This window comes from Serratia sp. CY47280, from assembly GCF_052168655.1.
GTDB lineage: Bacteria > Pseudomonadota > Gammaproteobacteria > Enterobacterales > Enterobacteriaceae > Serratia > Serratia bockelmannii.
Genome location: NZ_JBJNMG010000001.1, coordinates 1,034,097 through 1,046,244, shown reverse-complemented (window position 1 = coordinate 1,046,244; position 12,148 = coordinate 1,034,097). Strand labels below are relative to the sequence as shown.

12 protein-coding genes are annotated in these 12,148 nt (G+C 58.8%); 7 read left to right on the top strand and 5 right to left on the bottom strand.

What is annotated here, in order from left to right; translation table 11 throughout:
* Positions 1–10 precede the first annotated feature (10 nt).
* The 4 genes from ACJ8J4_RS05085 (at position 11) to ruvB (ending at position 3,084) form a co-directional block, all read left to right on the top strand.
* Entirely contained in the window at positions 11–754 is a 744-nt protein-coding gene (locus tag ACJ8J4_RS05085) for a YebC/PmpR family DNA-binding transcriptional regulator (RefSeq protein WP_004932370.1), read from the top strand.
* A gap of 57 nt (positions 755–811) precedes the next feature.
* Complete coding sequence (ruvC, locus tag ACJ8J4_RS05080) at positions 812–1,333, top strand: crossover junction endodeoxyribonuclease RuvC (protein WP_004932367.1); 522 nt, start codon at positions 812–814, stop codon at positions 1,331–1,333.
* A gap of 112 nt (positions 1,334–1,445) precedes the next feature.
* Positions 1,446–2,060, top strand: coding sequence for a Holliday junction branch migration protein RuvA (gene ruvA, locus ACJ8J4_RS05075; RefSeq protein ID WP_025303126.1), 615 nt, complete (start codon positions 1,446–1,448; stop codon positions 2,058–2,060).
* 19 nt (positions 2,061–2,079) lie between these two features.
* Positions 2,080–3,084: a Holliday junction branch migration DNA helicase RuvB gene (ruvB, locus tag ACJ8J4_RS05070; RefSeq protein WP_025303125.1), complete on the top strand. Its 1,005-nt coding sequence runs from the start codon at positions 2,080–2,082 to the stop codon at positions 3,082–3,084.
* A 66-nt stretch (positions 3,085–3,150) separates the two neighbouring features.
* Here the strand turns inward: ruvB and znuB are convergent, their stop codons facing one another.
* Both znuB and znuC read right to left on the bottom strand, forming a co-directional pair.
* The gene (gene znuB, locus ACJ8J4_RS05065) at positions 3,151–3,936 is read right to left on the bottom strand and encodes a zinc ABC transporter permease subunit ZnuB (RefSeq protein ID WP_025303124.1); all 786 of its coding nucleotides are present in this window, start codon (positions 3,934–3,936) and stop codon (positions 3,151–3,153) included.
* The gene (gene znuC, locus ACJ8J4_RS05060; protein WP_004932357.1) at positions 3,933–4,691 is read right to left on the bottom strand and encodes a zinc ABC transporter ATP-binding protein ZnuC; all 759 of its coding nucleotides are present in this window, start codon (positions 4,689–4,691) and stop codon (positions 3,933–3,935) included. Before znuC ends, znuB begins: the two co-directional genes overlap by 4 nt.
* Before the next feature lie 78 nt (positions 4,692–4,769).
* Between znuC and znuA the strand changes: the two genes are divergently transcribed.
* From znuA to lpxM, 3 genes are all read left to right on the top strand, one after another.
* Positions 4,770–5,714, top strand: coding sequence for a zinc ABC transporter substrate-binding protein ZnuA (gene znuA, locus ACJ8J4_RS05055; RefSeq protein WP_025303123.1), 945 nt, complete (start codon positions 4,770–4,772; stop codon positions 5,712–5,714).
* Between the two features lie 21 nt (positions 5,715–5,735).
* On the top strand, positions 5,736–7,058 hold the full coding sequence (gene mepM, locus ACJ8J4_RS05050; RefSeq protein WP_004932347.1) for a murein DD-endopeptidase MepM: 1,323 nt from the start codon (positions 5,736–5,738) through the stop codon (positions 7,056–7,058).
* A 151-nt stretch (positions 7,059–7,209) separates the two neighbouring features.
* On the top strand, positions 7,210–8,178 hold the full coding sequence (gene lpxM, locus ACJ8J4_RS05045) for a lauroyl-Kdo(2)-lipid IV(A) myristoyltransferase (protein WP_015378127.1): 969 nt from the start codon (positions 7,210–7,212) through the stop codon (positions 8,176–8,178).
* 49 nt (positions 8,179–8,227) lie between these two features.
* Here lpxM and ACJ8J4_RS05040 read toward each other — a convergent pair whose 3' ends face one another.
* The 3 genes from ACJ8J4_RS05040 to ACJ8J4_RS05030 all read right to left on the bottom strand — a co-directional run bounded on the left by ACJ8J4_RS05040 (position 8,228) and on the right by ACJ8J4_RS05030 (position 11,700).
* A complete protein-coding gene (locus ACJ8J4_RS05040) occupies positions 8,228–9,109 on the bottom strand; it encodes a leucine-rich repeat domain-containing protein (protein WP_049209180.1) in 882 nt (293 codons plus the stop codon).
* 85 nt (positions 9,110–9,194) lie between these two features.
* The gene (pyk, locus tag ACJ8J4_RS05035) at positions 9,195–10,637 is read right to left on the bottom strand and encodes a pyruvate kinase (RefSeq protein ID WP_004932339.1); all 1,443 of its coding nucleotides are present in this window, start codon (positions 10,635–10,637) and stop codon (positions 9,195–9,197) included.
* 190 nt (positions 10,638–10,827) lie between these two features.
* A complete protein-coding gene (locus ACJ8J4_RS05030) occupies positions 10,828–11,700 on the bottom strand; it encodes a MurR/RpiR family transcriptional regulator (protein ID WP_025303120.1) in 873 nt (290 codons plus the stop codon).
* Positions 11,701–12,148: the final 448 nt, after the last annotated feature.

Sequence of the window (12,148 nt, the reverse complement as noted above, 5' to 3'; positions counted from 1 at the left end):
GAGATTTTTTATGGCAGGTCATAGTAAGTGGGCCAACACAAAGCACCGTAAAGCGGCGCAGGACGCCAAACGCGGTAAAATTTTCACCAAGATTATTCGTGAGCTGGTCACTGCCGCGAAGCTGGGCGGCGGCGATCCGGATTCCAACCCGCGTCTGCGCGCGGCGATGGACAAGGCGCTGTCGAACAACATGACGCGCGACACCATGAACCGTGCGATCGCGCGCGGCGTGGGCGGCGATGATGATACCAATATGGAAACCATCATCTATGAAGGTTACGGCCCTGGCGGCACCGCCGTCATGATCGAATGCCTGAGTGACAACCGCAACCGCACCGTGGCGGAAGTGCGTCACGCTTTCACCAAGTGTGGCGGCAACCTCGGCACCGACGGTTCCGTAGCTTATCTGTTCACCAAGAAGGGCGTGATCACTTACGCACCGGGCCTGGATGAAGACAGCGTGATGGAAGCGGCGCTGGAAGCCGGTGCGGAAGACATCGTGACCTATGACGATGGCGCCATCGACGTGTTCACCGCCTGGGAAAGCCTGGGCGCGGTGAAAGACGCGCTGACCGCGGCGGGCTTCGAGGCCGAAGCGGCGGAAGTGTCGATGATCCCATCGACCAAGGCCGACATGGACGCGGAAACAGCGCCTAAGCTGTTGCGTCTGATCGATATGCTGGAAGACTGCGACGACGTGCAGGAAGTTTACCATAACGGTGAAATTTCCGACGAAGTGGCGGCGACGCTGTAATCCGGTAAAACGGGCGCCGCCGTTCGGCGGCGCCGTGCATGCAAGGTGGATGTAGATATGGCGATCATACTCGGTATCGATCCCGGTTCACGCGTCACCGGCTATGGCCTTATCCGCCAGCAGGGGCGTCAGTTGAGCTATATCGCCAGCGGCTGCATCCGCACGGTGGTGGACGACATGCCGACGCGGCTGAAGCTGATTTACGCCGGCGTCAGTGAGATCATCACCCAGTTTCAGCCCGACTTCTTCGCCATCGAACAGGTGTTTATGGCTAAGAATCCGGATTCGGCGCTTAAGCTCGGCCAGGCACGCGGCGTCGCGATCGTGGCGGCGGTGAATCAGAATCTGGAAGTGTTCGAGTATGCGGCGCGGCAGGTCAAACAGACCGTGGTCGGCACCGGTGCGGCCGAAAAGGCGCAGGTACAGCACATGGTGCGCTCGCTACTCAAACTCTCGGCCAACCCGCAGGCGGACGCCGCCGATGCTCTGGCTATCGCCATCACCCACTGCCACCTCAGCCAGAACGTGCTGCGGATGAGCGAAGGGCGGTTGAACCTGGCGCGCGGGCGTTTGCGCTGACGCAAAGCGATGATTGCTCAGGCTGGATATTCATCCAGCCTTTTTTATGTTATAAGCTTTACCAGCAACGGCATGGCAGGGCGCCATGCCCGGTCATTCTGCAGGAGGGTAAATGATAGGTCGTCTCAGAGGAAATATTCTGGAAAAGCAGCCGCCGCTGGTGTTACTGGAGGCGAACGGCGTGGGCTACGAGGTACACATGCCGATGACCTGCTTTTACGAGCTGCCTGAACTGGGGCAAGAGGCCATCGTGTTTACCCACTTCGTGGTGCGTGAAGACGCGCAGCTGCTGTACGGTTTCAACGACAAGCAGGAGCGTGCGCTGTTCCGCGAGCTGATCAAGGTCAACGGCGTCGGGCCGAAGCTGGCGCTGGCGATCCTGTCAGGCATGTCCGCGCAGCAGTTCGTCAGCGCGGTGGAGCGTGAAGAGATCACCGCACTGGTCAAGCTGCCGGGCGTGGGCAAAAAAACCGCCGAGCGCCTGGTGGTAGAGATGAAAGACCGCTTCAAAGGGCTTAACGGCGACCTGTTCAACAGCAGCAGCGAGATCAGCCTGCCGTCCGCCGCCGACAACGCGCCGGAAGCGGACGCGGAAGCCGAAGCCGTTTCGGCGCTGGTGGCGCTGGGCTACAAGCCACAGGAAGCGAGTCGCATGGTCAGCAAAATTGCCAAACCGGGCGCCGACTGCGAGACCCTGATCCGCGACGCGTTGCGCGCTGCTTTGTAAGGCCGCTAAGAGGTAGATAATGATTGAAGCCGATCGCCTGATCTCCGCCGAACCGATCAACGAGGAAGAAGTCCTCGATCGCGCCATTCGTCCCAAGCTGTTGACTGAATACGTGGGTCAGCCGCACGTACGCGAGCAGATGGAGATCTTCATCCAGGCGGCCAAGCAGCGCGGTGACGCGCTCGACCACCTGCTGATCTTCGGCCCGCCGGGCCTGGGGAAAACCACCCTGGCCAACATCGTGGCCAACGAAATGGGCGTGAATTTGCGCACCACTTCCGGCCCGGTGCTGGAGAAGGCGGGCGATTTGGCGGCGATGCTGACCAACCTCGAACCGCACGACGTGTTATTCATCGACGAAATCCACCGTTTGTCACCGGTGGTGGAAGAGGTGCTGTATCCGGCGATGGAAGACTACCAGCTGGATATCATGATCGGCGAAGGGCCGGCGGCGCGTTCGATTAAGCTCGATCTGCCGCCGTTCACGTTGGTGGGCGCGACCACCCGCGCCGGTTCGCTGACCTCGCCGCTGCGCGATCGTTTCGGCATTGTCCAGCGGCTGGAGTTTTATCAGGTGGCGGATCTGCAGCATATCGTCTCACGCAGCGCCGGGTGCCTGGGGTTGGAGCTGTCCGACGAGGGCGCCCATGAGGTGGCCCGCCGCGCGCGCGGTACGCCGCGTATCGCCAACCGCCTGCTGCGCCGGGTGCGTGACTTCGCCGAAGTGCGCGCCAACGGCGTGATCAGCGGCGCAGTGGCGGCGCAGGCACTCGATATGCTCAACGTCGATGCCGAAGGCTTCGACTATATGGATCGCAAGCTGCTGCTGGCGATTATCGACAAGTTTACCGGTGGCCCGGTCGGGTTGGACAACCTGGCGGCGGCGATCGGCGAAGAGCGTGAAACCATCGAAGATGTGATCGAACCGTTCCTGATCCAGCAGGGCTTTATCCAGCGCACGCCGCGCGGCCGTTTGGCGACGCAGCATGCCTACCGGCATTTCGGCCTCGAACGCGAAGCATAAGTTTTCCATCCATCATAAAAAAGGGCCGCATTCGCGGCCCTTGTCATATTCTGCTGCTGGCTTTAATCAAGCCTGCTGTTTTTTGAACAGGCTCAGCGTGAACAGCACGGCAGCGCTCAGCACCACCGAAGGGCCGGCCGGCGTATCGTAAAATGCCGAGAAGGTCAGGCCGCCGGTGACGGCCACCATGCCGAGCAGCACTGCGACGCCCGCCATCTGCTCCGGCGTGCGTGCGAAGCGCCGAGCGGTGGCTGCCGGAATGATCAGCAGTGAGGTGATGATCAGCGCGCCGACGAATTTCATCGCCAGACCGATGGTCAAGGCGGTGACCAGCATCAACACGGTGCGTGCGCGCACCAGATTAACGCCGTCGACGTGCGCCAGCTCCGGGCTGATGGTCATCGACAGCAGATCGCGCCACTGCCACCACAGCACCAACAGCACCACGGCGACGCCGCCGGCAATCATCACGATATCGCTCAGCGTAACCGACAGCAGATCGCCGAACAGGTAGGCCATCAGATCGACCCGTACGTTAGACATCAACGCCACCACCACCAGCCCCAGCGACAGCGCGCTGTGGGCCAGAATGCCGAGCAGGGTATCCACCGAGAGCTGCGGGCGACGTTCTAGCCACACCAGGGCCAAAGCCAGCAGCAGCGTAATGGCGATCACCGCATAGAAGGGGTTGATGTCCAGCAGCAGACCAAAGGCGACGCCGAGCAGCGAGGCGTGCGCCAGGGTATCACCAAAGTAGGACATGCGGCGCCAGACCACGAAGGAACCCAGCGGCCCGGCGGCGCTAGCCAGCAACACGCCGGCCAGCCAGCCGGGAAGTAACAGTTCAATCATGCTTCGCGGCTCCCGGTTTTCTTCAAGACAATTCTTCCCTGCAGATCGTGGCGGTGGTTGTGATGGTGGCGATACACCGCCAGCTGCTCTGCGCCGCGGTTGCCGAACATGGCGATGAATTCGGGATGCATCGAGACCACCTCCGGCGCGCCGGAGCAGCAGATGTGCTGATTGAGGCACAACACCTCGTCGGTTTTCGCCATCACCAGATGCAGATCGTGCGAGACCATCAGCACGGCGCACCCCAGCTCTTTACGCAGCTGATCGATCAGATCGTACAGCGCCAGCTGGCCGTTGACGTCCACCCCTTGCGTGGGTTCGTCCAGCACCAGCAGCTGCGGTTTATTCAGCAGCGCTCGCGCCAGCAGCACGCGCTGGTTTTCACCGCCGGAGAGCTTTTGCATCGGCTGGTCGAGCAGGTGGGCGGCGTGCACGCGTTTGAGCGCCGGCAGAATGTCGGCTTTCTTTACGCCAGGTTTAAGACGCATAAAGCGGCTGACGGTCAGTGGCAGGGTGGCGTCGAGGTGCAGCTTTTGCGGCACATAGCCGATGCGCAGATCGGGCTCACGCTCCAGCGTGCCGGCGGTCGGTTTGACCAATCCCAGCACCACGCGCACCAGCGTGGATTTGCCCGCGCCGTTCGGGCCAAGCAGCGTGAGAATACGGCCGGGTTGCAGGCTGAGGGAAATGTTCGACAGCACCTTGCGGCTGCCGAAGGCGACGGAGATATTTTTTAGCGTTATCAGTGTAGACATCTCGAGATTACAGGTTGCAGAACGAAGCGAATGTTATAATATCACGCCTTGTTGATGAAAACGATGGGATTACTGATGATGGCAAAGAAAAATAAATGGCTGCAGCGTACGCTGTTGGCCAGCGCATTGTTGATGGCCGGCCCGCTGAGCAGCGCTTCCGCGGCGGTGGTGACCACGATTCGTCCGCTGGGCTTTATCGCTTCGGCGATCGCCGACGGCGTGACACCGACCGAGGTGTTGCTGCCGGACGGCGCTTCACCGCACGATTTTGCGCTGCGTCCTTCCGATATCCAGCGTTTGCGCTCTGCGGACCTGGTGCTATGGGTTGGGCCGGACATGGAAGCGTTCCTGAACAAGGCGCTGGTGCCTATCTCGGCAACCCGAAAGCTGGCTGTCAGCGAACTGCCGGCGGTGAAGCCGTTGCTGATGAAAGGCGAAGATGACGACGATCATGATCATGCAGGTGAAGCGCATAACCATGCCGATGACGATCATGGGCATCATCACGGCGAGTACAATATGCACGTTTGGCTGTCGCCGGAGATAGCAAAAGTGACCGCGATCGCGATTCACGACAGATTGTTGGAACTTATGCCGCAAAATAAGGACAAATTAGACGCAAACCTGCGCCAGTTCGAGAATCTGCTGACGCAAACTGACAAAAATGTTGGTAACATGCTTACGCCTGTGCAAGGTAAGGGTTATTTTGTTTTTCATGATGCTTACGGCTACTTTGAGAAACACTACGGTTTGAGTCCGCTGGGCCATTTCACCGTCAATCCCGAAATTCAGCCTGGAGCACAGCGCCTACACCAAATTCGAACACAGTTGGTTGAGCAGAAAGCGGTATGCGTTTTTGCTGAGCCACAATTCAGGCCGGCCGTAATCAATGCCGTCGCCAAGGGTACCAAAGTGCGTTCCGGAACGCTGGACCCGCTGGGCATCGGCATCGCGCTGGGGAAGGACAGCTACGGGAAATTCCTGACTCAGCTGTCAAACCAGTACGTGAGCTGCCTGAAGTAAAGCTTATGAGGATAATATCGAGTGCAGCAGATAGTCCGAACTATCGCTCTGGCGTATAACAACCTGCCACGGCCCCATCGCGTCATGCTGGGATCGCTGACAGTCGTCACATTGGCCGTCGCTGTTTGGCGGCCTTTTGTTTACCACCCAGAACACAACCCCATCGCCAAGAGCGTCGAGTTAGAATCCAGCCAGATGCGGTCATTGCTCCCTGAAGCCAGTGAACCGATAGATGTCGACCAACCCACCCCCGATGACGAAATCCCGCAGGATGAGCTGGATCAAAAAGATGCCGGCGATGATGGCGTGCATGAATATGTGGTTTCCACCGGCGATACCCTCGGCAGCATTCTGACGCAGTACGGCATCGATATGTCGGATGTCACGCTGCTGGCTTCGCAAAACCGCGATCTGCGCAACCTTAAGATCGGCCAACAGCTGTCGTGGACTGTGAATGATGCGGGCGATTTGCAGCAGTTGACCTGGGAAGTTTCCCGCCGCGAAACCCGCACCTACGATCGCGTCGGCAACAGCTTCAAAGAGTCGAAAGAGGCGCAGCAGGGCGAATGGCGCAACAACGTGATCAGCGGCCGGGTTAACGGCAGCTTCGTCAGCAGCGCCGGCGACGCCGGGCTGAGCCGTAACGAAATCAACTCGGTGATCAAAGCCCTGCAGTGGCAGCTCGATTTCCGCAAGCTGCGCAAAGGCGACCAGTTCTCCGTGCTGATGTCGCGCGAGCATTTCGACGGTAAGAAATCGCAAAGCCAGCTGTTGGGCGTGCGTCTGCGCACCGGCGGCAAAGATTACTATGCGATCCGCGCCGAAGACGGCAAATTCTACGATCGCCAAGGCTCTGGCCTGGCGCGCGGCTTCATGCGTTTCCCGACCATGAAACAGTTCCGCATCTCCTCCAACTTCAACCCGCGCCGCGTGAACCCGGTGACTGGCCGCGTGGCGCCGCACAAGGGCGTCGATTTCGCCATGCCGGTCGGCACGCCGGTGCTGGCGGTCGGCGACGGTGAGGTGGTGATCGCCAAACGCAGCGGCGCAGCGGGCAACTATGTGGCGATCCGCCACGGTCGTCAGTACACCACGCGCTATATGCACCTGAAAAAACTGCTGGTGAAACCAGGCCAGAAGGTGAAACGCGGCGATCGCATTGCGCTCTCCGGCAACACCGGCCGTTCCACCGGGCCACACCTGCACTTTGAACTGTGGACCGGCCAACAGGCGGTGAACCCGCTGACGGCCAAACTGCCGCGTTCCGAAGGGCTGGGCGGCAAAGACCGCAGCGATTATCTGGCACAGGTGAAGGAAGTGGTTCCTCAGCTGCAGTTGGATTAACGTCCCCCTTTTTTCCGGCGCTCCGGCGCCGTTAATTTCATCGGCCTGATTGCGGGCCGATGCTGTTTTATCTGGGTGGTTCGCGGTTGTTAATTGCAAAATCGGTGATGGCAATTATGATTAGCCGAATCGCTAAGCGAAGAGCACGTGCATGCAAAACGAGAAGAAATCGAACGTAGAGTTCATCCCGCAGTTTCAAAAAGCCTTTTTATATCCGCGCTACTGGGGCGTGTGGTTGGGAACCGGTCTGATGGCCGGCATTTCGCTGGTGCCTGCGCGCCTGCGCGATCCGGTGCTGGGTGCGGTCGGCAAACTGGCCGGCAAGCTGGCGAAGGGCGCGCGCCGTCGTGCCCGCATCAACCTGCTGTATTGCTTGCCTGAGCTGCCTGAAAGCGAACGCGAGCACATTATCGACCAGATGTTCGCCTGCGCGCCGCAGTCGATGGTGCTGATGGCGGAACTGGCCTGCACCAAGCCGGAGAAAGTGCTAAAGCGCGTGCGTTGGCACGGTGAAGAGGTGCTGGACAAGATCCGGGCGGAAGGGCGTAACGTGATTTTCCTGGTGCCTCACGGCTGGGCGGTGGATGTGCCAGCGATGCTGATGGCTGCGCGCGGCCAACCGATGGCGGCGATGTTCCACAACCAGCGCAATCAGCTGATCGACTACCTGTGGAATGCCGTGCGTCGTAAATTCGGCGGCCGCATGCACGCGCGCAACGACGGCATCAAACCGTTTATCAGTTCGGTACGGCAGGGGTACTGGGGCTACTACCTGCCCGATCAGGATCACGGCGCCGAGCACAGTGAGTTCGTCGATTTCTTCGCGACCTATAAGGCGACGCTGCCGGCGGTAGGCCGGTTGATGAAAGTGTGTCGTGCGGCGATCGTGCCTTTGTTCCCGGTGTACGATGGCAAAACCAGCATGCTGGATATTTATATTCGCGAGCCCATGGACGATCTGGCCGAAGCCGATGACCCACGGATTGCGCGCCGCATGAATGAAGAAGTGGAAAACCTGGTGGGCCCGAACCCTGAGCAGTACACCTGGATCCTAAAACTGTTGAAGACGCGCAAGGAAGGGGAGATTGAGCCTTACTCGCGCGACGATCTGTATCGCTAATCCTTCCTAACGTTAACGCCGGTCGGGCTATAACCCGGCCGGTATCACTTCAGATGTGCACCATACAGCCGCGCGCTCGCAGGATGTCGATGACTTTAGGCGTGCGGGTGAAATCATTCCAGCGCAGATCCAGCTTGCGCAGCCGGCTCAGTTCGCCGAGGCTTTCCGGCAGCTCGCTCAGGCGGTTGGCGCGCAGATCCAGACTTCTCAGCGCCGTCAGCTCACCGATATTTTCCGGCAGGCGCGTCAGTTGATTGAAACGCAGGTTCAGCTCGCTCAATCGCGGCAGGTGGCAGAAGGCTGCCGGCAGTTCGGTGATAGCATTGTTGGCCGCGTCGAGTATCTCCAACTCACCGAGCAGAGCCATTTCCGCCGGCAGCGTGGTCAGGGCATTTTTCATGATATGCAGTTCGCGCAGCGCGCGCAGCTGCCCGATTTCGGCGGGCAGGCTGCGGATGCGATTGTTGTATAAACGCAGCTCCTGCAACGCCGCCAGCCTCGGTATTGCCTGCGGCAAGGCGGTCAGTTGGTTATCGGTCGCGTTGAGATAGATGAGCTGCTGCAGCTGTGCCAGCGAATGGGGCAGGTCGCTAAAACCGTTATCGCTCAGATAGAGGTATTTCAGCCGGTGCAGTTGCCCCAACGCTTCAGGCAGTTCGCTCGCGCGATTGTGGCCAAAGTCGAACATCTCGAGCTGTTGCAACTGACCAATCTCCGGCGGCAGACGGTCGAGCTGATTGCAGGAGATATTCAGCACCTGCAGATTCTGGTGCCGGAAGATTGGGGTGGGGAAGGCCGTCAGCTGATTGTCGTACAGGCTGACCTTGCGCAGCGCGCGGCCGGCAAGCTGCGATTCGTCGAGCTGCGTCAGGCTACGGCCGTCGAGATCGAGCTCATCAGCGCTCGCTGCGGGGTTGTGTTGGTGGAGCATGGCGTTCTCCGTCGTTTATGGCGATGTCAGCGCAAAAAAAATGCCGGCCTACGTGAGCCGGCCGGCATTTCGTCTGCGGCGTGAATTACTCGACGCGCAGGATACGGCTGGTATTGGTGGTACCGACGGTTTCCATCACGTCGCCCTGGGTGACGATCACCAGATCGCCGGAGACCAGGAAGCCTTTGTCACGCAGGCGATTGACGGCTTCATTGGCGGCGATCACGCCGTCTTTGTGGCTGTCGAAATATACCGGCGTCACGCCGCGATACAGTGCAGTCAGGTTCAGCGTGTGCTCATGACGCGACATGGCGAAGATCGGCAGGCCGGAGCTGATGCGTGACATCATCAGCGCGGTGCGGCCGGACTCAGTCATGGCGATCAGCGCGGTGACGCCTTTCAGGTGGTTGGCCGCATACATCGAAGACATGGCGATCGCCTCTTCGATATTGTCGAACTGCACGTCCAGACGGTGTTTGGAAACGTTGATGCTCGGGATCTTCTCGGCGCCCAGACAAACGCGCGCCATCGCCGCTACGGTTTCCGCCGGGTATTGGCCAGCAGCGGTTTCCGCCGACAGCATGACGGCGTCGGTGCCGTCCAGCACGGCGTTGGCCACGTCCATGACTTCGGCGCGGGTCGGCATCGGGTTGGTGATCATTGACTCCATCATCTGAGTCGCGGTGATCACCGCGCGGTTCAGGGTGCGTGCGCGGCGGATCAGTTTCTTCTGAATGCCGACCAGTTCCGGATCGCCGATTTCGACGCCGAGGTCGCCACGGGCAACCATCACCACGTCGGAGGCCAGAATAATGTCGTCCATCGCTTCGTCGGTGCAAACCGCTTCGGCGCGCTCAACCTTGGACACGATCTTGGCGTTGCAGCCCGCATCGCGCGCCAGGCGGCGGGCATAGTTCAGGTCTTCACCGGTACGCGGGAAGGAGACCGCCAGATAGTCGACGCCAATCTTGGCGGCGGTCACGATGTCCGCCTTGTCTTTTTCGGTCAGCGCTTCGGCTGACAGGCCACCGCCTAGCTTGTTGATGCCCTTGTTGTTGGACAACGGGCCGCCGACGGTCACTTCGGTAAACACTTTCATGCCCTGAACTTCGAGCACTTTTAACTGAACGCGGCCGTCGTCAAGCAGCAGGACATCGCCCGGCACGACGTCGGCAGGCAGGCCTTTATAGTCGATACCGACTTTTTCTTTATCGCCTTCGCCTTTTGACAGGTTGGCGTCCAGCAGGAATTTATCACCCACGTTGAGGAAGATTTTGCCTTCCTTGAAGGTGGATACGCGGATTTTCGGCCCTTGCAGATCGCCGAGGATAGCGACGTGACGTCCCAGTTTGGCAGCGATTTCGCGCACTTTGTCTGCGCGAGCCTGGTGATCTTCCGGGCTGCCGTGGGAGAAGTTAAGCCGAACTACGTTGGCACCGGCGGCAATGATCTTTTCCAGATTATTGTCGCGGTCTGTAGCCGGACCCAGGGTGGTAACGATTTTGGTTCTTCTGAGCCGTCTGGACATGTATTACTCCGTTGACTGGTGAAGCAAATATTGGTGTTGCGATAACGTCGGATAACGAAACCAGGCGTGAAATGTAATTTTACAACACTGATATTTCACCCGGGTTACCCGCATGAGCATGTTAACAGGGTACCGCCTCTGATGCCGTCATTCAAATGTCTGTTGAACGGCGATTTTTTTCTTCGTCGGGTCACGAATCAAAACTGTTGGGAATGACCACGCCTTTATCAAAGCGCGATTCTTTGAGCGCTTCTTTGACCCGCTTCAAGTTATCTCTGAATTTAGCCCCTCGGCGCAAGGTAAATCCGGTGGCAAGCACGTCAATGAGCGTTAATTGCGCGATCCGCGACACCATCGGCATGTAAACGTCGGTGTCTTCAGGCACATCGAGCAGCAACGCGAGGGTCGCCGCTTGGGCGAGCGGGGTGTCGCGCGAGGTGATAGCCAGTACCGTGGCGTCGTTCTCCCGCGCCAGGTGAGCCATCTCCACCAGATTTTTGGTGCGGCCGGTGTGTGAGATCAGCACCACCACGTCGCCCTCGCCGGAGTTCATGCAGCTCATGCGTTGCATGACGATGTCATCGAAGTAGACCACCGGAATGTTGAAGCGGAAAAATTTGTTCATCGCGTCGTGCGCCACCGCCGCGGAGGCACCCAGGCCGAAGAAAGAGATCTTTTTTGCCTGGGTGAGCAGGTCAACCGCACGATTGATTGCGGCAATATCCAAATTTGCCTTTACTGTATCCAGGCTGGCCATGACCGATTCGAAGATCTTGCTGGTATAGGAATCGACGCTGTCGTCTTCCTCAACGTTACGGTTTACGTAGGGCGTGCCGTTAGCCAGGCTTTGGGCGAGGTGCAGTTTGAAATCGGGAAAGCCTTTGGTATCAAGGCGGCGGCAAAAACGGTTGACGGTAGGTTCGCTGACGTCGGCCATGCGCGCCAGCGTGGCAATGCTGGAGTGAATGGCGGTCTGTGGGGAGGCCAGGATCACCTCGGCGACTTTCCTTTCAGATTTGCTCAGGCGTTCCAGATGGTTCTGGATTTTGTCCAGCGTATTCATATAACGAGAGTCACTCATGGTTTTATCCCTGTGGCTTTCAAGCAACAGCGCCGAATTTCGCCCGTGTTCGCCGTGCACGCAGACGCCAAACGAGCGGCTGTAACCTGGAATCGATAGGGTATGTCGATTTCAAACAAAGGAGAAATCAATGCCGGTTTAGTGAAAATATACTACGTGCTGGTAACCGTTGGCAGTCTCGACAGGGCGTATGCAGGCTTTTTTCACCAGAATATGACCTGTGTCTAACTTTCATAATGGTAACAGAGCGTCAAAAAAGACGAAAAATTACAGTTTTGCCCGCCTGTGCGGGCTCTGGCGCGCATTGGCGCTATCACTGGAATCTTGAGGTCTTTTTTCCTGCTTCTGCACCGGGTTTGCTGGCCGTAGTCAAACAGAGTACATTAGTAATGTAAGAAAATTACAAATATCCTGCAACGAGGAGATGAAC

What these genes read in the sequence shown, in the direction of transcription:
- ruvB (WP_025303125.1), top strand. Translation starts at nt 2,080, where the DNA reads ATGATTGAAGCCGATCGCCTGATCTCCGCCGAACCGATCAACGAGGAA.
- ruvA (WP_025303126.1), top strand. Translation starts at nt 1,446, where the DNA reads ATGATAGGTCGTCTCAGAGGAAATATTCTGGAAAAGCAGCCGCCGCTG.
- znuC (WP_004932357.1), bottom strand. Translation starts at nt 4,691, where the DNA reads ATGTCTACACTGATAACGCTAAAAAATATCTCCGTCGCCTTCGGCAGC.
- lpxM (WP_015378127.1), top strand. Translation starts at nt 7,210, where the DNA reads ATGCAAAACGAGAAGAAATCGAACGTAGAGTTCATCCCGCAGTTTCAA.
- ACJ8J4_RS05040 (WP_049209180.1), bottom strand. Translation starts at nt 9,109, where the DNA reads ATGCTCCACCAACACAACCCCGCAGCGAGCGCTGATGAGCTCGATCTC.
- znuA (WP_025303123.1), top strand. Translation starts at nt 4,770, where the DNA reads ATGGCAAAGAAAAATAAATGGCTGCAGCGTACGCTGTTGGCCAGCGCA.
- pyk (WP_004932339.1), bottom strand. Translation starts at nt 10,637, where the DNA reads ATGTCCAGACGGCTCAGAAGAACCAAAATCGTTACCACCCTGGGTCCG.
- ACJ8J4_RS05085 (WP_004932370.1), top strand. Translation starts at nt 11, where the DNA reads ATGGCAGGTCATAGTAAGTGGGCCAACACAAAGCACCGTAAAGCGGCG.
- znuB (WP_025303124.1), bottom strand. Translation starts at nt 3,936, where the DNA reads ATGATTGAACTGTTACTTCCCGGCTGGCTGGCCGGCGTGTTGCTGGCT.
- ruvC (WP_004932367.1), top strand. Translation starts at nt 812, where the DNA reads ATGGCGATCATACTCGGTATCGATCCCGGTTCACGCGTCACCGGCTAT.
- ACJ8J4_RS05030 (WP_025303120.1), bottom strand. Translation starts at nt 11,700, where the DNA reads ATGAATACGCTGGACAAAATCCAGAACCATCTGGAACGCCTGAGCAAA.